Source organism: Micromonospora sp. NPDC049203, assembly GCF_043197215.1.
Taxonomy (GTDB): domain Bacteria; phylum Actinomycetota; class Actinomycetes; order Mycobacteriales; family Micromonosporaceae; genus Micromonospora.
In genome coordinates this window covers 233,936-253,438 of record NZ_JBICSV010000001.1, presented here as the reverse complement: position 1 = coordinate 253,438, position 19,503 = coordinate 233,936, and the positions used below count along the sequence as shown (strand labels likewise).

General features: G+C 72.0%; 21 protein-coding genes. 14 read left to right on the top strand and 7 right to left on the bottom strand.

All coding sequences use genetic code 11. The features are described from left to right. Positions 1-33: 33 nt before the first annotated feature. Positions 34-1,506: an NAD-dependent malic enzyme gene (locus ACGFIA_RS01150; protein ID WP_357382595.1), complete on the bottom strand. Its 1,473-nt coding sequence runs from the start codon at positions 1,504-1,506 to the stop codon at positions 34-36. A gap of 196 nt (positions 1,507-1,702) precedes the next feature. Between ACGFIA_RS01150 and hflX the strand changes: the two genes are divergently transcribed. Together hflX and ACGFIA_RS01140 are read left to right on the top strand one after the other, a co-directional pair. Continuing rightward, entirely contained in the window at positions 1,703-3,166 is a 1,464-nt protein-coding gene (gene hflX / locus ACGFIA_RS01145) for a GTPase HflX (protein WP_357382597.1), read from the top strand. Between the two features lie 50 nt (positions 3,167-3,216). After that, a complete protein-coding gene (locus tag ACGFIA_RS01140; protein WP_357382599.1) occupies positions 3,217-4,971 on the top strand; it encodes a hypothetical protein in 1,755 nt (584 codons plus the stop codon). 57 nt (positions 4,972-5,028) lie between these two features. Here the strand turns inward: ACGFIA_RS01140 and lexA are convergent, their stop codons facing one another. Beyond that, complete coding sequence (gene lexA / locus ACGFIA_RS01135; protein WP_357382601.1) at positions 5,029-5,811, bottom strand: transcriptional repressor LexA; 783 nt, start codon at positions 5,809-5,811, stop codon at positions 5,029-5,031. A 490-nt stretch (positions 5,812-6,301) separates the two neighbouring features. On the opposite strand from lexA, the gene nrdR reads away from it, so the two are divergent. From nrdR to ACGFIA_RS01120, 3 genes are all read left to right on the top strand, one after another. Then, on the top strand, positions 6,302-6,802 hold the full coding sequence (nrdR, locus tag ACGFIA_RS01130) for a transcriptional regulator NrdR (RefSeq protein ID WP_269701244.1): 501 nt from the start codon (positions 6,302-6,304) through the stop codon (positions 6,800-6,802). 34 nt (positions 6,803-6,836) lie between these two features. After that, positions 6,837-9,734: a vitamin B12-dependent ribonucleotide reductase gene (locus tag ACGFIA_RS01125; protein WP_269701242.1), complete on the top strand. Its 2,898-nt coding sequence runs from the start codon at positions 6,837-6,839 to the stop codon at positions 9,732-9,734. A 140-nt stretch (positions 9,735-9,874) separates the two neighbouring features. Further along, positions 9,875-10,111 (top strand): DUF2188 domain-containing protein, encoded by a 237-nt coding sequence (locus ACGFIA_RS01120; RefSeq protein ID WP_357382604.1) that lies wholly within the window; start codon positions 9,875-9,877, stop codon positions 10,109-10,111. A 106-nt stretch (positions 10,112-10,217) separates the two neighbouring features. On the opposite strand, the gene ACGFIA_RS01115 is transcribed toward ACGFIA_RS01120, so the two are convergent. Together ACGFIA_RS01115 and ACGFIA_RS01110 are read right to left on the bottom strand one after the other, a co-directional pair. Further along, positions 10,218-10,406, bottom strand: a complete 189-nt coding sequence (locus ACGFIA_RS01115) for a DUF397 domain-containing protein (RefSeq protein ID WP_357382606.1) — start codon at positions 10,404-10,406, stop codon at positions 10,218-10,220. A 17-nt stretch (positions 10,407-10,423) separates the two neighbouring features. After that, complete coding sequence (locus tag ACGFIA_RS01110) at positions 10,424-11,314, bottom strand: DUF5753 domain-containing protein (RefSeq protein WP_357382608.1); 891 nt, start codon at positions 11,312-11,314, stop codon at positions 10,424-10,426. 82 nt (positions 11,315-11,396) lie between these two features. Here ACGFIA_RS01110 and ACGFIA_RS01105 point away from each other — a divergent pair, with 82 nt between their 5' ends. The 5 genes from ACGFIA_RS01105 to ACGFIA_RS01085 all read left to right on the top strand — a co-directional run bounded on the left by ACGFIA_RS01105 (position 11,397) and on the right by ACGFIA_RS01085 (position 13,902). After that, on the top strand, positions 11,397-11,585 hold the full coding sequence (locus ACGFIA_RS01105) for a hypothetical protein (RefSeq protein ID WP_357382610.1): 189 nt from the start codon (positions 11,397-11,399) through the stop codon (positions 11,583-11,585). Then, positions 11,582-11,761, top strand: coding sequence for a hypothetical protein (locus ACGFIA_RS01100; protein ID WP_013284757.1), 180 nt, complete (start codon positions 11,582-11,584; stop codon positions 11,759-11,761). Before ACGFIA_RS01105 ends, ACGFIA_RS01100 begins: the two co-directional genes overlap by 4 nt. 211 nt (positions 11,762-11,972) lie before the next feature. Further along, positions 11,973-12,152 carry a hypothetical protein gene (locus ACGFIA_RS01095; RefSeq protein WP_357382612.1) on the top strand — a complete coding sequence of 60 codons (180 nt, stop codon included), beginning with the start codon at positions 11,973-11,975 and terminating at the stop codon, positions 12,150-12,152. Positions 12,153-12,201: 49 nt separating this feature from the next. Then, the gene (locus ACGFIA_RS01090; RefSeq protein ID WP_357382614.1) at positions 12,202-13,137 is read left to right on the top strand and encodes a DUF2332 domain-containing protein; all 936 of its coding nucleotides are present in this window, start codon (positions 12,202-12,204) and stop codon (positions 13,135-13,137) included. 123 nt (positions 13,138-13,260) lie between these two features. Continuing rightward, positions 13,261-13,902 carry a class I SAM-dependent methyltransferase gene (locus tag ACGFIA_RS01085; RefSeq protein ID WP_357382616.1) on the top strand — a complete coding sequence of 214 codons (642 nt, stop codon included), beginning with the start codon at positions 13,261-13,263 and terminating at the stop codon, positions 13,900-13,902. A gap of 59 nt (positions 13,903-13,961) precedes the next feature. Here ACGFIA_RS01085 and ACGFIA_RS01080 read toward each other — a convergent pair whose 3' ends face one another. Together ACGFIA_RS01080 and ACGFIA_RS01075 are read right to left on the bottom strand one after the other, a co-directional pair. Next, complete coding sequence (locus ACGFIA_RS01080; RefSeq protein ID WP_357382618.1) at positions 13,962-14,915, bottom strand: hypothetical protein; 954 nt, start codon at positions 14,913-14,915, stop codon at positions 13,962-13,964. Next, positions 14,912-15,508, bottom strand: a complete 597-nt coding sequence (locus ACGFIA_RS01075) for an RNA polymerase sigma factor (RefSeq protein WP_357382776.1) — start codon at positions 15,506-15,508, stop codon at positions 14,912-14,914. Before ACGFIA_RS01075 ends, ACGFIA_RS01080 begins: the two co-directional genes overlap by 4 nt. A gap of 164 nt (positions 15,509-15,672) precedes the next feature. Here ACGFIA_RS01075 and ACGFIA_RS01070 point away from each other — a divergent pair, with 164 nt between their 5' ends. Further along, entirely contained in the window at positions 15,673-15,906 is a 234-nt protein-coding gene (locus ACGFIA_RS01070) for a DUF5522 domain-containing protein (RefSeq protein ID WP_357382620.1), read from the top strand. 86 nt (positions 15,907-15,992) lie between these two features. Continuing rightward, on the top strand, positions 15,993-16,541 hold the full coding sequence (locus ACGFIA_RS01065; protein WP_357382622.1) for a hypothetical protein: 549 nt from the start codon (positions 15,993-15,995) through the stop codon (positions 16,539-16,541). A gap of 74 nt (positions 16,542-16,615) precedes the next feature. Here the strand turns inward: ACGFIA_RS01065 and ACGFIA_RS01060 are convergent, their stop codons facing one another. Then, the gene (locus ACGFIA_RS01060) at positions 16,616-17,302 is read right to left on the bottom strand and encodes a metal-dependent transcriptional regulator (protein WP_269701234.1); all 687 of its coding nucleotides are present in this window, start codon (positions 17,300-17,302) and stop codon (positions 16,616-16,618) included. Between the two features lie 97 nt (positions 17,303-17,399). On the opposite strand from ACGFIA_RS01060, the gene ACGFIA_RS01055 reads away from it, so the two are divergent. Both ACGFIA_RS01055 and ACGFIA_RS01050 read left to right on the top strand, forming a co-directional pair. Beyond that, the gene (locus ACGFIA_RS01055) at positions 17,400-18,257 is read left to right on the top strand and encodes a sulfurtransferase (RefSeq protein WP_357382624.1); all 858 of its coding nucleotides are present in this window, start codon (positions 17,400-17,402) and stop codon (positions 18,255-18,257) included. 47 nt (positions 18,258-18,304) lie between these two features. Continuing rightward, the gene (locus ACGFIA_RS01050) at positions 18,305-19,486 is read left to right on the top strand and encodes an acetoin utilization protein AcuC (protein WP_357382626.1); all 1,182 of its coding nucleotides are present in this window, start codon (positions 18,305-18,307) and stop codon (positions 19,484-19,486) included. The last annotated feature ends 17 nt before the right edge of the window (positions 19,487-19,503 follow it).

The following is a 19,503-nucleotide window of genomic DNA, read 5'->3' as shown; positions in this document are numbered from 1 at the left end:
GCGCTGGGAGGTCGGAGCGGGTGCCGGGTGGTGTCAGGGGGTGGCGCTGGCGTTGGCGGCGATCTCGGGCAGGTCGGCGGGGCCCGGGTCGGCCGCCGGGGCGGGGGTCGCGGCCGGGTTCTGGGCGGCGGCCCGTACCGCCGCGGCCACGGCCGGGGCGACCCGGGAGTCGAAGACGCTCGGCACGATCACCGTCGGGTTGATCTTGTCTTCGCCGACGACGTCCGCGATGGCCCGCGCGGCGGCGATCGCCATCTCCTCGGTGAACTCCTCGGCGTGCGCGTCGAGCATGCCGCGGAACACGCCGGGGAAGGCGAGCACGTTGTTGATCTGGTTCGGCTGGTCCGAACGGCCGGTGGCGACCACCGCGGCGTACTTGCGGGCCTCCCGCGGGTCCACCTCCGGGTCGGGGTTGGCGAGCGCGAAGACGATCGAGTCCTTCGCCATCGCGGCGACGTCGTCGCCGGTGAGCAGGTTCGGCGCGCTCACGCCGATGAACACGTCCGCGCCGCGTACCGCCCCGGCCAGGTCACCGGAGTAGTTCTCCTTGTTGGTGTTCTCGGCCAGCCACTGCCACGCCGGGTTGAGGTCCGGCAGGTCGCGGTGCAGGGCGCCCCTGCGGTCGTACGCGATGATGTCGCCCACGCCCTGACGCAGCAGCAGCTTCATGATCGCGGTGCCGGCGGCGCCGGCGCCGGAGACCACGACCCGGACGTCCGCGAGCTGCTTGCCCACGACGCGCAGCGCGTTCGTCAGCGCGGCCAGCACGCAGATCGCGGTGCCGTGCTGGTCGTCGTGGAAGACCGGGATGTCCAGGGCCTCGCGCAGCCGGGCCTCGATCTCGAAGCAGCGCGGCGCGGCGATGTCCTCCAGGTTGATCCCGCCGTACGCGGGCGCGATCGCCTTGACGATCGCCACGATCTCGTCGGTGTCCTGGGTGTCGAGCACCACCGGCCAGGCGTCCACCCCGCCGAAGCGCTTGAACAGGGCCGCCTTGCCCTCCATCACCGGCAGCGACGCGGCCGGTCCGAGGTTGCCGAGGCCGAGCACCGCGGTGCCGTCGCTGACCACGGCGACCGTGTTGCGCTTGATGGTGAGCCGGCGGGCGTCGGCCGGGTTCTCCGCGATCGCCATGCAGACCCGGGCCACCCCCGGGGTGTACGCGCGGGACAGCTCGTCACGGGTGCGCAGCGCGACCTTCGGGGTGACCTCGATCTTGCCGCCGAGGTGCAGCAGGAACGTCCGGTCGGAGACCTTGCGCACGTCCACCCCGTCGAGCGCGGTGAGCGCGTCGACCACCTGGTCCGCGTGGCCGGCGTCGGCGGTGTCGCAGGTGAGGTCGACGATCACGTTCGTGGGGTCGGAGTCGACCACGTCCAGCGCGGTGACGATGGCCCCGGCCTCGCCGGCGGCGGTGGTGAGCCGGCCGATGGAGGAGGCGTCGGCGGGTACCGCGATCCGGATGGTGATGGAGAATCCGGCACTCGGCAGTCGTGTGTTTGCCACGAGAAACTCCTCCGTCGGCGCTGAGCGGCTCGACTCGCATTTCTACTCGCCCGCCCTGGTGGACCGGCATCCGCCCCCGCTACCCGTCGGTAGCGTCACGGGCATAACACAGGTGCGCCCGGCGTTGACACATGTCAGGATTGCTGTCACGCGCCGAAAATTCTCGGCGTGGCACATAACGGACAGGAGACGCGGTTTGCGCGAGCAGGAGACCTTCCATCCCTACGAGGACGACGAGCTCGACGCCACCACAGGCGAGTACGAGCTGTCGGAGCGGCAGGCGCTGCGGCGGGTCCCCGGCCTCTCCACCGAACTCACCGACGTCACCGAGGTCGAGTACCGCCAGCTCCGGCTGGAGCGGGTCGTCCTGGTGGGCGTCTGGACCGAGGGCACCCAGACCGACGCCGACAACAGCCTCACCGAGCTGGCGGCGCTGGCCGAGACGGCCGGCTCGCAGGTGCTCGAAGGGCTGATCCAGCGCCGGAACCGGCCCGACCCGGCCACGTACATCGGCCGCGGCAAGGTCGACGACCTGGGCGCGGTGGTGCTGTCCACCGGCGCCGACACGATCATCTGCGACGGTGAGCTGTCGCCGTCCCAGCTGCGCAACCTGGAGCAGCGCACCAAGGTCAAGGTGGTCGACCGGACCGCCCTGATCCTGGACATCTTCGCCCAGCACGCCAAGAGCAAGGAGGGCAAGGCGCAGGTCGAGCTGGCCCAGCTCGAATACCTGCTGCCGCGCCTGCGCGGTTGGGGCGAGACGCTGTCCCGGCAGACCGGTGGTAGCGGCCGCGGCGGTGGCGCCGGCGGCGGCGTGGGCCTGCGCGGTCCCGGTGAGACCAAGCTGGAGACCGACCGGCGGCGCATCCGCCACCGCATCGCGCGGCTGCGCCGCGAGATCAAGAGCATGGCGACGGTACGCCAGACCAAGCGCGCCCGGCGCACCCGTAACGCGGTGCCCGCGGTGGCCATCGCCGGCTACACGAACGCCGGCAAGTCCAGCCTGCTCAACCGCCTGACCGGGGCGGGCGTGCTGGTGGAGAACGCGTTGTTCGCCACGCTGGACCCGACCACCCGCCGGGCCACCACCTCCGACGGGCGGCTCTACACGCTGTCCGACACGGTCGGGTTCGTCCGGCACCTGCCGCACCAGATCGTCGAGGCGTTCCGCTCGACGCTGGAGGAGGTCGCCGACGCCGACCTGGTGGTGCACGTGGTCGACGGCACCCACCCGGACCCGGAGGAGCAGGTCCGGGCGGTCCGCGAGGTGCTTACCGAGGTGGGCGCCGACCGGCTGCCGGAACTACTGGTGGTGAACAAGACCGACGCCACCGACGAGGAGACGATGCTGCGGCTCAAGCGGCTCTGGCCGGACGCGGTCTTCGTCTCCGCCCACAGCGGGCGCGGCGTCGACGAGCTGCGCGAGGTGGTCGAGCGGCGCTTGCCGCGGCCGGCCGTCGAGGTGCGCGCGGTGCTGCCGTACGACCGGGGTGACCTGGTCGCCCGGGCGCACCGGCAGGGTGAGGTGCTCAGCACCGCGCACCTGCCCGAGGGCACGCTGCTGCACGTACGGGTCAGCGAGGGGCTGGCCGCGGAGCTCGCGCCGTACCGGGCGGGTGACCGGCTGACGAGCGACGAGCGGGTGGGCGCCGGGCGGTGAGCCGTCCGGCGTCACCCGCCGGAAACCCGCTCCGTGCGACACTGAGCGTCATGCGGCACGTTGTCTCCTCGGTCACGCTCGCGCTCGGCCTGGTCGGCGCGGTCGTGGCGCCGGCCGGGCCGGCCCCGGCGGCCCCCGCCGCGGCCCCCGTGCTGGCCGCGGCACCCAAGAAGAAGTGCACTGTCGAGGACGGCCGCCTCCGCGAGTTGTCCGGGCTCGTCGCCATCAACGGCGGGTACGTCGTGGTGAACGACAGCTCGGACGACCCCGCCCGCAAGCGGGTCTTCTACCTGGACTCCAAGTGCAAGGTGGACAAGGATGTCCGTTACTCCGGTGACGGCCCGCTCGACACCGAGGACCTGGCGCTCGGGCCGGACGGCAAGACGCTCTGGATCGCCGACACCGGCGACAACATCGACAAGAAGACCCGCCGGGAGCGGGTCGCGGTGTGGACGATGCCGCTGAGCGGCTCGAAGCAGCCGGTGCTGCACCGGCTCACCTATCCGGGCAAGGAGCCGCACGACGCGGAGGCACTGCTCGTCGGCGACGACAACCTGCCGTTGGTGATCACGAAGGAGCTCTCCGGCAAGGCGGAGATCTACACCCCGACGGCGAAGCTGAAGACGAGCGGCAACCCCGAGCCGATCCCGATGAAGAAGGTCGGCGAGGTCACGCTCCCGAAGACCAGCACCGACAACAAGCTCGGCTCGCCGGGGCGGGTGCTGGTCACCGGCGCCGCCCGCTCGCCCGACGGCGGCAAGGTGGTGCTGCGCACGTACGCCGACGCGTTCGAGTTCGACGTCACCGGCGGCGACATCGTCAAGGCGATCACCACCGGCAAGCCCCGGGTCACGCCGCTCGCCGACCCGTTCGGCGAGGCGATCTCCTACACGCCGGACGGGAAGTCGTTCGTCACCGTCTCCGACGGCGGCACGCTCGACGACTCGGACCCGATCGACATCCTCAGCTACACCCCGTCCACCACGGGCGCGGAGGCGCTTCCCAACGGCGGCAAGGCCCCGACCAAACCGGCCGCCAAGCAGTCGTGGCTCGAAGGGCTCTCGCTCGACGAGATCACGTACCTGATCGCGGCGGTCGGGGTGCTCGGCGCGCTCCTGGTCGGCGCGGGCGTCTTCGGCATCCTGCGGGCGCGGCGCAAGCCGGCGCCCCGGGCGCCCGCCGACGAGCCCGAGCGCAGCGGCGAGTTCCCGGTCAACAACGGCTTCCCGTCGGCGGAACGGCCGGAGGCGCCGCGCGGCGGGGTCTACGGCGGTGGTCAGGGCGGCGTCTACGGCGGCGCGCCCAACGGCGACCGTCCGGCGTCCGGCGGCGTCTACGGCGGTGGCCGGCCCGGCGGCGGCGTGTACGGCGGCGGCCCCCAGGACGGCGGTCGCGGCCAGGGTGGCGGCCGTCCTCCGAGCGGTACCCGTCCGCCGGGCGGCGGCGTGTACGGCGGCGGCGGAGCCCCGGCCGGCGGTGGAGGGCGCGGTGGCGGCGTCTACGGCGGAGGAGGCCAGGGCGGACCGGGTGCCGGCCAGGGCGGTCCCGGTCGTGGCGGCCCGGGTGGCGGCGGCCAGGGCAGTCCGGGCCGTGGCGGTCCGGGTGGCGCCTACGGCGGCGGTCCCGGCGGGGCCGGGCATCGCGGACAGCCCAACGGCGGCGGACCGCGCGGCGAGGGCGGCCGGGCCGAACCGCCGCGTCGCGGACCGGATCCGCGTGGCGCGCGGCGCGACGACGGCTACGACGACAGGGGCCGGTACGGCCCGGTGTCCGGCGGCCGGGAGTACCGCGGCGACCGCTACTGAGACGACACGCAGAAGGGGTGACCGGCGGACCGGTCACCCCTTCTGCGTCGCTGTCGCTCAGATGCGGCGCAGCACCGCCACCACGCGGCCCATGATGGTGGCGTCGTCGCCGGGGATCGGGTCGAAGGCCGGGTTCTGCGGCATCAGCCAGACGTGCCCGTCGCGGCGCCGGTAGGTCTTCACCGTCGCCTCGCCGTCGAGCATCGCGGCCACGATGTCGCCGACCTCGGCGTTGGGCTGCTGCCGGACGACCACCCAGTCGCCGTCGCAGATCGCCGCGTCGAGCATCGAGTCGCCCTTGACCTGGAGCATGAAGACCTCGCCCTCGCCGACCAGCTCGCGGGGGAGGGGGAAGATGTCCTCCACGGCCTGCTCAGCCAGGATCGGCCCACCGGCGGCGATGCGACCCAGCATCGGCACGTACGCCGGGGTGGGCCGCTGCGCGCGGGCGGCCTCGTCGTCGGCCTCGCCCGGGGCCCGGACGTCGACGGCGCGCGGCCGGTTCGGGTCGCGGCGCAGGTAGCCCTTCTTCTCCAGCTCCTTGAGCTGGTAGGCGACGCTGGACGGGGAGACCAGCCCGACCGCCTCGCCGATCTCGCGCACGCTCGGCGGGTAGCCGTGCCGCTCGACCCAGGTGCGGATGAACTCCAGGATCCGCCGCTGCCGGGCGGTCAGGTCGACGGTCGCCGGGTCGGGGAAGCTGCTCACCACCGGGGTGACCGGACGCACCGCCGCGGGGGCGGTGCGGCTGCGGGCGGTGCGGGGGCGACGGGTCGCCGGAGGACCCGCCCCGTCGTTCGGCTGCGGGTTCTTCTGCCGGCTGGCCCGGTCCTCGGTCACGTCCGTCCCTCCCTGGTCGGCGCTGGGGTGCCTCGTCGGCTCGTGGTGCGTGTGGTCTGACCGTATAGGTGAGATCGGCCATTTTCAAACATCTGTACGACCTGCTGTCGGCGTGTCGCGCCGAATTCCTGGATTTCCGAACTGGTGTTCTGATAGAAGGGTACGCCGCTCGAACGGATGTTCTATCGCGGCCGCCCGTGACCGGCACGGGAGGCCGTCCGTTGGGCTCCTCGGTGGCGGCGCGCCGGGCGTGATGCGGATGACGCGCCGGACACGCCGACCAACTTGACCTCGCTTGGGGTTCGGCATACGGTCGACCCCTAGATGTAGTAGTCACACGGGCGTAAGTTGCCCACAGGTTGGGTTCCACTACCGAACGCACTCCCGCACCGCGCACTCGGCGACGGTCATCCGACGATGGCTCCGCCGTGTCGACGCGTGCCCGCGAGCCGGTAGGTGTGCCCGCGATCGACGACAGGAGGTCGGGCGAATGCGGTGTCCGTACTGCCGGCACGCCGACTCCCGGGTGGTCGACTCGCGGGAGGCCGACGACGGCCAGCTCATCCGGCGGCGACGGTCGTGCCCGGAGTGCGGCAAGCGGTTCACCACCGTCGAGGAGGCGGTGCTCGCGGTGGTCAAGCGCAGCGGGGTGACCGAGCCGTTCAGCCGTACGAAGATCATCGGTGGGGTGCGCAAGGCGTGCCAGGGGCGGCCGGTCGACGACGACTCGATCGCGCTGCTGGCACAGAAGGTCGAGGAGACCGTGCGGGCCAAGGGGGCGGCCGAGATTCCCAGCCACGAGGTGGGCCTGGCCATCCTCGGCCCGCTGCGCGACCTCGACGAGGTGGCCTACATGCGGTTCGCCAGCGTCTACCGCTCCTTCGACTCGCTCGCCGACTTCGAGCGCGAGATCGAGTCGCTGCGGGCCGCCGCGCGCGCCCGGGAGGGCGCCGGTGCCGGTGCGGCGGACGCCGCCGGCGCGATCAGCTGACATTTTCGGGTTTCTGACAGGTACACGAGGCGCGGTGGGTGACCGTGCCGACGAGGGGGGCGAGGGCGTGACGACCAGCAGGTCACGGAACAAGGCCGGGGCGGGGCTGAAGATCGAGCGCGTCTGGACGACCGAGGGGGTGCATCCTTACGACGAGGTCGCCTGGGAGCGCCGCGACGTCGTCATGACGAACTGGCGGGACGGCTCGATCAACTTCGAGCAGCGCGGGGTGGAGTTCCCCGAGTCCTGGTCGGTGAACGCGGCGAACATCGTGACCACCAAGTACTTCCGGGGCGCGGTGGGGACCCCGGAGCGGGAGTGGTCGCTCAAGCAACTGATCAACCGGGTGGTCGAGACCTACCGCACCGCCGGTGAGGAGTACGGCTACTTCGCCACCCCGGCCGACGCCGAGGTGTTCGCGCACGAGCTGACCTGGATGCTGCTGCACCAGGTGTTCAGCTTCAACTCGCCGGTGTGGTTCAACGTCGGTACGCCGTCGCCGCAGCAGGTCAGTGCCTGCTTCATCCTCTCCGTCGACGACTCGATGGACTCAATCCTCGACTGGTACAAGGAGGAGGGCCGGATCTTCCAGGGCGGCTCGGGCGCCGGGGTCAACCTGTCCCGCATCCGTTCCTCGAAGGAACTGCTCTCCTCCGGCGGCACCGCCTCCGGCCCGGTCAGCTTCATGCGCGGCGCGGACGCCTCCGCCGGCACCATCAAGTCCGGTGGCGCCACCCGGCGTGCGGCCAAGATGGTCATCCTCGACGTGGACCACCCGGACATCGAGGAGTTCGTGGCGACCAAGGCGCGCGAGGAGGACAAGATCCGCGCGCTGCGGGACGCCGGGTTCGACATGGACCTGGGCGGCGCCGACATCGTCAGCGTGCAGTACCAGAACGCCAACAACTCGGTCCGCGTCTCCGACGAGTTCATGTCCGCTGTGGAGAACGGCGGCGGCTTCGACCTGCGCGGCCGGCTCGACGGGCAGACCATCGAGACGATCGACGCCAAGAAGCTGTTCCACACCATCTCCCAGGCCGCGTGGGAGTGCGCCGACCCGGGCCTGCAGTACGACGACACCATCAACGACTGGCACACCTGCCCGGAGACCGGGCGGATCACCGCGTCGAACCCGTGCTCGGAGTACCTGCACCTGGACAACTCCTCGTGCAACCTGGCCTCGCTGAACCTGATGAAGTTCCTCCGCGCCGACGGCGGCTTCGAGGTGGAGAAGTTCGTCAAGTCGGTCGAGTTCGTCATCACCGCGATGGACATCTCGATCTGCTTCGCCGACTTCCCGACCGAGAAGATCGGTGAGACCACCCGCGCCTACCGGCAGCTCGGCATCGGGTACGCCAACCTGGGCGCGCTGCTGATGGCCTCCGGCCTGCCGTACGACTCGGAGCAGGGCCGGGAGGTGTCCGCCGCGATCACCTCGCTGATGACCGGCACCGCCTACCGCCGGTCCGCCGAGCTGGCCGGCATCGTCGGCCCGTACGACGGCTACGCCCGCAACGCCGAGCCGCACAAGCGGGTCATGCGCAAGCACGCCGCCGCCAACGACGCGATCAAGCCGACCGGCACCGTGGCGACCGCCGTGCAGCGCGAGGCGACCAAGCAGTGGACGCTGGGCAACAAGCTGGGTGACAAGCACGGCTGGCGCAACTCGCAGGCCAGCGTGCTCGCCCCGACCGGCACCATCGGCCTGATGATGGACTGCGACACCACCGGTGTCGAGCCGGACCTGGCCCTGGTGAAGTTCAAGAAGCTGGTCGGCGGCGGCTCGATGCAGATCGTGAACCAGACGGTGCCGCGCGCCCTGCGCAGCCTCGGCTACCCCGAGGAGCAGGTCGAGGCGATCGTCGAGCACATCGCCGACCACGGTCACGTGGTGGACGCCCCGGGCCTCAAGCCGGAGCACTACCCGGTCTTCGACTGCGCGATGGGCGAGCGCTCGATCGCGCCGATGGGTCACGTGCGGATGATGGCGGCGGTCCAGCCGTTCATCTCCGGCGCCATCTCCAAGACGGTGAACATGCCGGAGCAGGCCACCGTCGAGGACGTCGAGAAGATCTACTTCGAGGGCTGGAAGCTCGGCCTGAAGGCGCTGGCGATCTACCGGGACAACTGCAAGGTCGGCCAGCCGCTGTCGGCTGCCAAGCCGAGCAAGGGCGCCGTCGAGGCCCAGGCCCCGGCCGCCGCGCCGGAGAAGGTCGTGGAGAAGGTCGTCGAGTACCGCCCGGTGCGCAAGCGGCTGCCGAAGAAGCGCCCGTCGGAGACCATCTCGTTCTCGGTCGGCGGCGCGGAGGGCTACCTCACCGCCTCGTCCTACCCGGACGACGGCCTCGGCGAGGTCTTCCTCAAGATGTCGAAGCAGGGCTCGACCCTGGCCGGCGTGATGGACGCCTTCTCGGTGGCCATCTCCATCGGTCTCCAGTACGGCGTCCCGCTGGAGACGTACGTCAGCAAGTTCACCAACATGCGCTTCGAGCCGGCCGGCATGACCGACGACCCGGACGTGCGCATGGCCGCCTCGGTGATGGACTACATCTTCCGTCGCCTGGCGCTGGACTTCCTGCCGTACGACCGCCGCGCCGAGCTGGGCATCTTCACCGCCAAGGAGCGGGCCGCCCAGCTCGCGGCCGAGGCGGAGGCGGAGGCGAGCGGTGCGGACCTCACCGCGATGGCCGCCTCCGCCCCGGTCGAGGCGCCCGAGCCGAAGACCGGCCCGATCGCCCAGCCGGCGCAGGAGATGGCCGACGCCGCGGCCGTGAAGCCCGCGCCGTCTGTGGGTTCCAGCACCGAACTGCTGGAGGCCGTGATCGGCAAGGCCGCCGACGCGCCGCTCTGCTTCACCTGCGGCACCAAGATGCGGCCCGCCGGTAGCTGCTACGTCTGCGAGGGCTGCGGCTCCACCAGCGGCTGCAGCTGACGAAAGCAACGAGCCCCGGGCGTTGGCGCGCCCGGGGCTCGTGAGCCGGGACGGAGCCCCGACCTGTTTCCTTGCAGAGACAGATCTTCGCTCCTCCCGGCTCGGTCAAGCAAGTTAATCGAGTAGGAGTGGAGAAAATCATGGCTGATAAGCCCAAACCTGTTCATGTCGTCCCTCGCGACGGCGCGTGGGCTGTGGTCCGGGAGGGAAATCAGCGGGCATCGTCGCTGCACCCGACTCAGGCGGAAGCCGAGAGGGCTGGGCGGCCAGTAGCCCGGGCGGACCAGACGGAGTTCTACCTTCACGGCAGAAACGGTCAAATCCGTGAGCGAGACAGCTATGGGAACGATCCGAATCCGCCCCGTGACTCACGCTGACTAGAGGGCCGGGGCGTACGCGAAGGCGTGCGCCCCGCTTGCCATCATTCGTCCTCGCGGCTGGCTTAAGGGCCAGCGATGAAGTGTATGTACCGGCAGGTCCGGGTTAGCGCAGAGTGCGGAGGAACGCCTGCCATGCCTGACACCCGAAGCGTAGAACGGGACCGGCCGCATCCTTGCTGTCGCGGATCAGGATGTTCTCGCTGACGGCGGCAACCTCTACGCACGCGCCGCCGTTGTTGTCGCTGCGACTCGACTTGCGCCACTTGAGGCCGAGGCGATCCGGGCTTGTCACGGCCACCTCCAGTTCCGTCAGCGTGCCAGCTCATCCGCCAGTTGCCGGATGAGCTTGCGCGACTCTACCGGCCCGAGCGCGGCGGCACGGAGCCGGTCCCACAGCCGAGTGTAGGCCCGCACCGCGTCCGGTCGGTCGAGGTAATCCGCGTCCGTGAACGTCTCTACGTAGATCACATCCGAGCCGGCGTCGTCGCCGAAGCGCAGGATGATGAAGTTGAAGGACGCCGTTTCGTAGGTCTGCGCGTCGAAGGGGAAGACCTGGAGCGAGACGTTCGGCTGGTTGCTCACCTCCACGAGGTGGCGGAGTTGGTCGCTCATGGTGTCGACGTCACCGATGTTCCGCCGGAGCGCGGACTCGCTCAGGATGAAGCTCAGCTCTGGGCCGCTTTCCTGGCGCAAGATCGCCTGCCGTTCAAGCCTGATGGCGACCGTCAGGTCCAGATCCTCGTCGTTGGGGCGCGGGTGGGCGGTGGCGTTCATCGCGCGGATGTAGGGCTCGGTCTGGAGGATGCCGGGAACGACCTCCGGTTGGTACCAGCGAATCTCCGACGCGTCGCCCTCTAGGTCGAGGTACTGGCGGAACCAATCGGGTACGGCGTTGCGGTATGTGCTCCACCGCCCTCGCTGGCGCCCGGCACGAGCGAGTTCCCGTAACGGCTCGGCTTCCTCGCCCGTAACGCCGTACAGGTCGAGCAGGAGATGCAGGTCGGTCAGCTTGATGCCCGACTGGCCCAGCTCGATGCGGCTGATCTTGCTCGCTGCGGCATCGATGACTGCTGCCGCCTCGTCCTGCGTCCTGCCGGCGTGCTCCCGAGCCCGCTTGAGCGCGAGTCCGAGCCGCCTGCGCTGGATTGTCGGGTTGACCATCGGCTGATTATCGCCCTCCGCATCGAGATGACGCGACACGCTCGGCAGGGTTCCAAAACAGGAGTCCAACTTTTAGTCTAGTTGGGCTTCCAAAATGGAAGTCTAAATTTGGGAGGGCGGCATGCGTACTCGTGTGTCGTACGAGGAGTACGTGGTGGCGGTCGCGCTGACCCTCGCTCGGCGGCACCGGCCGGTGTGGTCCTGGCGGCGGTGGCGGCGGATCTGCCGCTGCGGTGCGGAACTGCCGTGCCGCGCACGCCATCGCATCCCGATCCGTCGCGGCCACTGGCCGGGAGAGGAGCAGACGTGACGGAGTCGCAGGTCCGGCAGATCCTGTCGGTGCACGTACCCGGCCTCGACGGCTTCTGCACGGGGTGTCGGGCATGGTGGGCGCGCCTGTCTCCGTACCCCTGTCAGCAGGTCGAATGGGCGGCCCGCCGGCAGGCGCGGACCGCCACCCGGCGCTTCCTGGACGGCCTCCGGTGACCACCCACGGGCCGGTTCTTCCGGTGTGGAGCTGCGGTGGGTGTGGCGCTCCGTGGCCCTGCCCGACGCGGCGTCGTGAGCTGCGGGCCGAGTTCGCCGGAGCGCCGGTGTCGTTGGGCTTGTACATGGGGTCTTATCTGGTGTGGGCGGCGGAGGATCTGACCTGGATGCCGGCCGGGGTGTTGCATCAGCGCTTCCTCGGGTGGGTGCGATGAGTGTCATTCGGCCGGGCGACGAACGGTTTCACTACTGCGACGGCTCGCACCGGTGGGTGCCGCTCGATCCTGACTTCGACCAGGAGATCTGGGAGGCCATGGTGCGCGAGCACCAACAGCGGCACCTGGAGGAGATCTCCCGGGGACTTCGTCCCCGTCGGCCGAAACGGCCGTAGGTGCCCACTGTCACATCCCATCGTGTACGCGAGCTGGAATGCTCGGGGGATGAGCACGACCGACATCTATCGGGTCTTCGCCGAGCGGGAGACGCGCGGCGTGTCCCCGGCGTACGAGCGGTTGTCGCGGGCGGTGGCCGGTGACCCGGAGCTGCTCGCCCTGCTCGACACGCTGCCGCCGGCCAAGCGTCAGCCGAACCTGCTGTTCGGGGTGGTGCGGTTGCGCGGCGGGCCGGTGGACGACCCGGCGGCGTTCCGCGCGTACGTGATCGCGCACTGGCCGGATGTCGCGGCGCAGATGCGGGTGCGGGCGACGCAGACGAACGAGGCCGGGCGCTGCGCGGTGCTGCTGCCGGTGCTCGCCGCGTTGCCGCAGCCGCTGGCGTTGCTGGAGGTCGGCGCGTCCGCGGGGCTGTGCCTCTACCCGGACCGGTACGCCTACCGGTACGGCGACCGGCATCTCGGCGGGGGTGAGCCGGTGCTCGACTGTGACCTGACCGGCGTCGAGCCGCCGCGGCGGCGCCCGGAGGTGGTGTGGCGGGCCGGGCTGGACGTGAACCCGCTCGACGTCACCGCCCCGGCCGACGTGGCCTGGCTGGACGCGCTGATCTGGCCGGAACACCGGCACCGCCGGGAGCGGCTGCGCGCCGCGGCGGCGATCGCGGCGGCCGACCCGCCCCTGCTGGTACGCGGTGACCTGGTCGACGACCTGCCGGCGCTGGCGGCGCAGGCCCCGGCCGGGGCGACGCTCGTGGTGTTCCACAGTTCGGTGCTCTACCAGGTGCCGCCGCCACGGCGGGACGCGTTCACCGCGCTGGTCCGGAGCCTGCCGGGCCACTGGATCGCCAACGAGGATCCGTCGGTGCTGCCCCACGCGGCATTGCCCGAGCCACCCGCCGACGGCTTCCACAACGTCCTGGCCCTCGACGGCCACCCCGTGGCCTGGACGACAGGCCACGGCCAGTCCCTCACCTGGTTCCGCTGACCCACCCGTTCTGTCTTCGTTGATCATGAAGTTGACGGCGCGACACGCCGGGCGCGACGGCCGTCAACTTCATGATCAATCAGGTCGGGCGAGCCGGGCAGGCGGCGACTAGGGTCGGCGGGCGTGACCGAACCTGCCTGGCTGGTCGAGACGCGCGCCGCCTACGACACCGTCGCCGAGGACTACGCGCGGCTGCTGCCCGACGTGGTGGAACCACCGCTGGACCGGGCCCTGCTGGCCGCGTTCGCCGAGACGGTCGGGCCGGGCCGGCCCGTGCTGGAGGTGGGGTGCGGCACCGGTCGTGTCACCGACCACCTGCACCGGCTCGGCCTCGACATCAGCGGGGTCGACCTCTCGCCCGGCATGGTGGCGGTGGCCCGGCGGACGTACCCGGACCTGCGCTTCGAGGTCGGCTCGCTGACCGAGCTGACCGTGCCGGACGGGTCGCTGGCCGGGCTGGTCTCCTGGTACTCGGTCATCCACCTGCCACCGGACCTGCTGCCGGAGGTGTTCGCCGGCTTCCACCGGGTGCTCGTCCCGGGCGGCCACCTGCTGCTCGCGGTGAAGGCCGGCGACCGGCTCGACCGCCGGGAGCAGGCATACGGCCACCGGGTCGGGTACGACGTCTACTGGCTGTCGCCGCAGCGGCTGGCCGCGCAGCTCGCGGCGGCCGGGTTCGCGGTGACGGCGACGACGGTCCGCGCGCCGGCCGACGGCGAGCGGCAGCCCCAGGCGTTCCTGCTCGCGCAGCGTCCGGCCGATTGAACCGGACGCTGCGCGAAGCGCGCCGCCGACCTCGCCGGAACGGGTCGGCAGCGGGACGGTCAGGGCCGCCGCGGAGTCACCGAGATCTGCTCGGCGATCGCGACGACCTGGTCGACGGAGAGCCGCAGCGGCGCCTGCAGGTTGACCACCGCTCCGCCGGGCACCTCGGCCTGCAGGAACCAAATACTGTCGGCGCGGATCAGATGGGCTTCCCGGCCGCCCACCGTGACCTTTCGCTCGTCCCGGGCCCCCATCACGTTGCGCAGCAGGTCCGGGTCACGGCGTGCAACGACCTGCACGGTGAGCGTCTCGTCGGAGGAGTCGCCCTGCAGGGTCAGGATGGTGTCGTTCTTGAAGAAGGCGAGCCGCCAACCGCGTGGCGCCAGCCGGACCCGCAGCGGCACCTGCTGCGGCTCGTCGACGAGGTGCTCGGCCAGCCGGAGTAGCGCCGCGTCGTCGGCGAACATGCCGTGGCCGGTCAGCGACACCCACTGACCGGCCCTGCGTTCCCACGACATGTCGAGCCGGCGGGGTCCGCCGGGGTCCGACTCCTCGTAGATTTCGGCCGGGCGGCCTGCGACGGTCACCGGACGCGACGTCGTCGCGATCCGTGCCGGTCGGCTGTCCCAGACGAAGAGGTAGACGTCGTCGGTGGCACCGCGGGACAGGTATACGGCGAGAAACTGGCCCGGAGCGTAGCTGTAGCGAGGTGGGTCCAGCGTCGCCGGCCGCGACCGCAGGGTCAGCGGAAACTCCGGGATCGTCGCAGCCACCAGGGTCAACGGCTCCGCCGATCGGTCGAGCGGACGTACCGCGAGGCCAATGCCCGCCCCGGCCGCCATCGTGGCCCCGGCTGCCACCAGGAGCGTCCGCCGCCGCAGCGGCGGAACGGTCCGGCGTACGGATGCGGCGGCGAACTCGCCGGCGAGGCGGTCCCGCGCGAGGCGGAGCGTCTCGGTGGACGGTTCCGGGGCGTCCGGCCCGTGCGTACGCAGCAGGTCGATCTCGTTCATGTCGGCTCCTCGGGGGCGAGCGCGAGTCGGGTGAGTCGGCGGGCACGGTGCAGGCGGGAGCGGACGGTACCGAGCGGGATGTCGAGCACGGCGGCGATCTGCTCGTACGACAGGTCCGCCCACGCGGTGAGCAGCAACACGTCCCGGTCCCGCCGGTGCAGCGATGCCAGGGCCAGGGCCAGGTCCCGGCGCAGGGCGGCGGCGTCCAGCCGGTCGACCGCGTCCTCGATTACCGGCGCTGCGACCTCGCCGGCGGCGAGCCGGGCCAGCGCGCGGTAGCGGCGTTCCTCGGTCCGCACGTGCCGGCGCACGAGGTTGGTGGCGATCCCGAAGAGCCACGGCCGTACGCCGACGTCCGAGGTGTACGACGCCCTCCGCCGGAATGCGACCAGGAAGGCCTCGGCCAGTAGATCGTCCGCCGGCGCACCGATCCGGCGAGCCAGATAGCGGTGCACGGGGACGGCATGCCGGTCGAACAACGGACCGAACCGCTCCGGCTCGGCGACGGACGCGCGGATCACGTCGTCGTCCGACGGCTCGTCGGGCGGCCCGACCCCAGGAGATTCCCGCTCGTGGGCCTCGGCCCGGCGCATTTTGTTCGTCACACCCGTTCATGCCCGGTCGGCGCGGACCGGTTCACGGCGCAACCGCATCCGCTCCTAGTGTCCCTCCCGAACGGCCGGCGCGACGGGAGGTACCGGCGTGAGCACCCAGGGCGTCGCGCGAGGGTAAGGAGGCTACTCCGTAGACTCCAGCGGTGCGTGACGAGCTGGCGGACCGGCCCCTGACCGAACCGCACCCGTCGCGGCTGTCGCCGGACCACCCGGAGCGGGAACGAATCCTGGCCGCGCACGCCGCCGCACTGGCCGCCGGGGAGGCCGGCTACCTGGACCCGGAGACCGGGCTGTTCGTGCTCAGCGCGGGCTTCCTGGCGAGGCGCGGCACGTGCTGCGGGCGAGGCTGCCGGCACTGTCCGTACGTGGCCGATTAGGGGCTTCCGTCCCCGCTGGGGCACCCCGTACGGTGTCCGACGGAACTCCGGCGGGTCGGACCCGCCGCCGACCGCGGAGGTCTCCCGTGCGCGCCCGAATCTGGCTGGCCGTTCCGGCCGTCCTGCTCGCCGCCGGCTGCGCCGAGGAGGCGCCGACCGGGTCCGGACCGCCCGCTCCGCCCCCGCCGGTCCCGGTGGCGGCGGCGTCCTCGGGCGGGGCGTGCCGGCTGCTCGACTTCGCGGTGATCGCCGAGCACACCGGCGGCACGTTCGATGTGGCGGCGGCCACGGAGCGGGGCGACACCCACACCTGTGTGGTCCGCGCGGCGAGGGCGGTGCTGCCGGAGCTGACGCTGTCGGTGACGGAGACGTCGATCGACGCGGCCACGTTCACCTTGGACGTGCAGCCCAGCGGCGCGGCGAAGATCAGCAAGCTGGGCAAGGCCGCCTACCGGCGCACGCTGCCCAAGACCGCGAAGTCCGGACCGGCCGCCGAGGTCGGCTGGCTGGCCACCGAGGGCCGGCTCGCCACGCTGCGCTGGACCGCCCCGCCCGGCACCGCGAAGGCGGAGGCGGACAAGACGGCCGGCAAGCTGGTCACGCTGGCCAAGGTGATCGACACAAGGCAGCTCTGACCGGAGGTCGCCATAGCAGCTCTGACCGAAGGTCGCCATAGCAGCTCTGACGGGACGTCAGGGCCGCCGGAGAGTCAGCGGGCCGCGACGAACACCCGGGACGCCACCTCGCGGGGCAGCCGGACCCGGTCACCGGAGCGGTCGATCGAGACGGCGTCGCGTTCCTGCGCCACAGTCACCGTCGCGCCCGGGTCGACGCCGGCGGCGTGCAACTGCCGGAGCACGTCCGAGTCGGTCTGCACGCTTTCGCAGATCCGCCGCACCACGACGGTGCCGGACAGGCCGGGGAAGGCCAGGTTGCGCTCACCCTCGACGGCGTCGGCGGGCACCAGGCCCGGGTCACCCAGCTCCTCCAGGCCCGGGATCGGGTTGCCGTACGGCGAGCGGGTCGGGCGGTTGAGCAGGTCGAAAACCCGCTTCTCCACCGCGTCGCTCATCACGTGCTCCCACCGGCAGGCCTCCTCGTGGGCCTCCTCGTAGGGCATCCCGATCACGTTGACCAGCAGCAGCTCGGCCAGCCGGTGCTTGCGCATCACGGACACGGCGGTGTTGCGGCCCTGCGGCGTGAGGGTCAGGTGCCGGTCGCCCTCGACGGTGAGCAGGCCGTCGCGCTCCATGCGGGCGACGGTCTGGCTGACGGTCGGGCCACTCTGCTTCAGCCGCTCGGCGATGCGGGCACGAAGCGGCGGCACCCCCTCCTCCTCGAGTTCGAGGATGGTGCGCAGGTACATCTCGGTGGTGTCAACAAGGTCGTGCTTCACGTCTGCGGCCTCCTGGGCTCCGATGGTACCCGTTACCACCGACCATCGACGCAGGCGAAGCCGGAGGTGATGCGCCGGATGGTGTTGACTGGACCGTATGTCCGCCACCGCAGACCTGCTGGTCGAGCCCGACCGGCTCGTCGCCGAACTCGATCACGCCGACCCGCCGACCCTGCTCGACGTCCGCTGGCGGCTGGCCGGCCCGCCCGGGCGCGACGACTACACCGCCGGCCACCTGCCCGGCGCCGTCTTCATCGACCTGGACACCGAGCTGTGCGGGCCGCCCGGCGCCGCCGGGCGGCACCCGCTTCCGGACCCGGCGGCGTTGCAGGCCGCGCTGCGGGCCGCGGGCGTCCGCGCGGGTCATCCGGTGGTGGTGTACGACGGCGGCGACGGCATGTCCGCCGCCCGCGCCTGGTGGACGCTGCGCTGGGCCGGGCACCGGCAGGTGCGGGTGCTGCACGGCGGCTTCCCCGCCTGGACGGCCGCCGGGCTGCCGGTCGACACGAGCGTGCCCGCTCCGGCGCCCGGCGACGTGACTGTGGCACCCGGCGCGTTGCCGGTGCTCGACGCCGCACAGGCCGCCCGGCTCGCCGCCGCCGAGCCCGGCGTGCTGCTGGACGTACGGGCCGCGCCGCGCTACCGGGGCGAGCACGAGCCGGTCGACCCGGTCGCCGGGCACGTGCCGGGCGCTGTCAACGTGCCCGCCCCGGAGTACGTCACGCAGGGCCGCTTCCCCGACGCCGGGGAACTGCGGGAACGGTTCGCCGCCGCCGGGGTGGACGCGGACGCGCCGGTCGGCGCGTACTGCGGCTCCGGGGTGACCGCCGCGCAGGCGGTGCTCGCGTTGCACCTGGCCGGTCGCCCGGACGCCGCGTTGTACGTCGGCTCGTGGAGCGAGTGGGTGGCCGACCCGGACCGTCCGGTCGCGACCGGTGGCACGTCCGGCCGGTGAGCGCACGTCAGGTGGGCGCACCCGGGCCCACGTGCGACGATGGCCGCATGGCCGACGACACGGTTGTGGTGTGGGACGAGGCGCTCCTCGCCTACGACATGGGCGACCATCCCCTCGACCCGGTCCGGGTCGAGTTGACCATGGCGCTCGCCCGCGAGCTGGGTGTGCTGGACCGGCCCGGCGTGCGGCTGGTCAAGCCCGAGCCGGCCGACGACGCGCTGCTCACCCGCGTCCACGATCCGGCCTACCTGGACGCGGTCCGGTCCGCGCCGCGTGACCCGCTGTTCGCCGGCTTCGGTCTCGGCACTTCGGACAATCCGGTCTTCGACGGGATGCACGAGGCGAGCGCGCTGATCGCCGGCGCCACCACTGCCGCGGTCGAGGCGGTGTGGCGCGGCGAGGCCCGGCGCGCGGTGAGCGTCGCAGGCGGCCTGCACCACGCGATGCCCGCCCGGGCCGCCGGGTTCTGCGTCTACAACGACCCGGCGGTGGCCATCGCCCGGCTGCTCGACCTCGGCGCGCAGCGAATCGCGTACGTGGACGTCGACGTGCACCACGGCGACGGCGTGCAGGAGATCTTCTACCGCGACCCGCGGGTGCTCACGATCAGCCTGCACGAGACGCCGCTCGCGTTGTTCCCCGGCACCGGGTTCCCGGACGAGACCGGCGGACCGGGCGCCGAGGGCACCGCCGTCAACGTGCCGCTGCCGCCCGGGGTCGGCGACGCCGGCTGGCAGCGGGCGTTCCACGCGGTCGTGCCGTCGGTGCTGCGCGCGTACCGGCCGCAGGTGCTCGTCACCCAGTGCGGCGCCGACGGGCACCGCAAGGACCCCCTCGCGGACCTGCACCTCTCCGTGGACGGGCAGGCGGCCACGTACCGCACGCTGCGGGCGCTCGCCGACGAGCTGTGCGACGGCCGCTGGGTCGCCACCGGCGGCGGCGGGTACGCGCTGGTCGAGGTGGTGCCCCGGGCCTGGACGCACCTGCTCGCGGTGGCCACCGGAGAGCCGGTCGACCCGGCCACGCCGACCCCGCCCGGCTGGCGGGACCTGGCCGCGCGGCGGCGTCCCGGGCACGAGGTGCCGTTGCGGATGACCGACGACGTGGACCCGTCGTACCTGCCGTGGCAGCCCAGCGGCGAGCCGAACGCGGTGGACCGGGCCGTCGCGGCCACCCGCAAGGCCGTCTTCCCGCTGCTCGGGCTCGACCCGCACGACCCGCGCGACTGAGCCGGCGGCAGGGGGAG

Excerpts from the sequence above, each read along its gene's own strand:
- ACGFIA_RS01140 (WP_357382599.1), top strand. The coding sequence starts at position 3,217 with ATGCGGCACGTTGTCTCCTCGGTCACGCTCGCGCTCGGCCTGGTCGGC.
- nrdR (WP_269701244.1), top strand. The coding sequence starts at position 6,302 with ATGCGGTGTCCGTACTGCCGGCACGCCGACTCCCGGGTGGTCGACTCG.
- ACGFIA_RS01120 (WP_357382604.1), top strand. The coding sequence starts at position 9,875 with ATGGCTGATAAGCCCAAACCTGTTCATGTCGTCCCTCGCGACGGCGCG.
- ACGFIA_RS01105 (WP_357382610.1), top strand. The coding sequence starts at position 11,397 with ATGCGTACTCGTGTGTCGTACGAGGAGTACGTGGTGGCGGTCGCGCTG.
- ACGFIA_RS01095 (WP_357382612.1), top strand. The coding sequence starts at position 11,973 with ATGAGTGTCATTCGGCCGGGCGACGAACGGTTTCACTACTGCGACGGC.
- ACGFIA_RS01090 (WP_357382614.1), top strand. The coding sequence starts at position 12,202 with ATGAGCACGACCGACATCTATCGGGTCTTCGCCGAGCGGGAGACGCGC.
- ACGFIA_RS01080 (WP_357382618.1), bottom strand. The coding sequence starts at position 14,915 with ATGAACGAGATCGACCTGCTGCGTACGCACGGGCCGGACGCCCCGGAA.
- ACGFIA_RS01075 (WP_357382776.1), bottom strand. The coding sequence starts at position 15,508 with ATGCGCCGGGCCGAGGCCCACGAGCGGGAATCTCCTGGGGTCGGGCCG.
- ACGFIA_RS01055 (WP_357382624.1), top strand. The coding sequence starts at position 17,400 with ATGTCCGCCACCGCAGACCTGCTGGTCGAGCCCGACCGGCTCGTCGCC.
- ACGFIA_RS01050 (WP_357382626.1), top strand. The coding sequence starts at position 18,305 with ATGGCCGACGACACGGTTGTGGTGTGGGACGAGGCGCTCCTCGCCTAC.